This is a genomic window from Heminiphilus faecis (assembly GCF_008728965.1).
Classification (GTDB): domain Bacteria; phylum Bacteroidota; class Bacteroidia; order Bacteroidales; family Muribaculaceae; genus Muribaculum; species Muribaculum faecis.
Genome location: NZ_VSMC01000064.1, coordinates 1 through 1,251, shown reverse-complemented (window position 1 = coordinate 1,251; position 1,251 = coordinate 1). Strand labels below are relative to the sequence as shown.

At 52.4% G+C, this 1,251-nt stretch carries 1 pseudogene; it reads left to right on the top strand.

Annotation, left to right across the window (positions count from 1 at the left end):
* A pseudogene (locus tag FW767_RS13245) lies at window positions 1-1,161 on the top strand (hypothetical protein); the annotation flags it as partial.
* Between the last annotated feature and the right edge of the window lie 90 nt (window positions 1,162-1,251).

Sequence of the window (1,251 nt, the reverse complement as noted above, 5' to 3'; positions counted from 1 at the left end):
GTGTGGCTCGACGAGTACAACCGTGTGCACGTGAAGTCGCTCACTACTGCCGGCAATGCCGTGATAGCGGGTTACAACGAGGCCAATGAAATTGTATGGTCATGGCACATATGGGTCAACGATGACAAGCCCGCCGAAATATCAAAGGCCGTAGCCTACAAAACATTCGGATGGGACGGAAGCGGCATAAAGAAGGCTGCCGGACGTGTGGTCAAAGGACGCGCGCTCATGCAGTGCAACCTCGGCGCACACAGCGCCACAGCCACAGGACGCAACGGCTACGGCACCGTCTACCAGTGGGGCCGGAAAGATCCGTTTCCGATTGGCTGGAAAATAGACAAATGGAGTAGCGGCGCATATCAGTTTAACGCCGCCAACGTAGGCCAGCTTACCGACAATGCCAACAAAGCCATAGCCATGAACACCAACGGCTGCACCGAGAATTGCGGTCAGCTCTTTGACTATAAAAAGACCAACTCCACAGTGGGCAAAATATCCTTTGTCATTAAAAATCCCTCGGTATTTCTTGGAGCAGCCGACAAAATATCTTCATCCGGAGCCATGAATAATGACTCTTGGCATGTACCCTCGACTTGGGTAAATAACGGTGACTGGTATTGGGGCAGCAACGACAGTCTGTGGGGAGGCAAACCTTTCATCGAGGCCACCAAAAAGTTCCTTGTCCATCCCAAAGGCTCAACGTACCGAGGTACCACAATGGACCATGACGGATGGCTCAGCGACAACGGTGCCGTAGAAAAATCGCTATTCGACCCATGCCCCGCAGGGTGGATGGTACCGCCGTCCGATATGTGGATATCGTTCACTGATGACGGCAAGAACTCGGGCTGGAACTCACCGAGCAGCTATGTCAACGCTACATTCAAAGCCGGCATTTTCGGTCATCAAATATACGTCGAAGGATGGAAAACCGGACGTACCGTATACTTTCCAAGCAACGGCTTCCGCGACGGAGCCGGAACATGGCGACGCAACGGAGAGTGCGGCAACTACCACACATCCACACCCAGTACCGAGGGCACGGTCAACTGCTTTCACCTGCACAACCAGTCGGCTGTATTCCCGTTTGAGCCGGGCTATGGCTCGACCCGCCGCTCGTTTGCCGGTCCTATACGCTGTGTACGCGACGTTGACGAGTAAAATATTCATAACTTAATTTTTATTGACTTTATCCGCAATGGCAGTTTTTGCAAAACTTATCAACATATCGGCTACGGCGCTGTTGCTTAT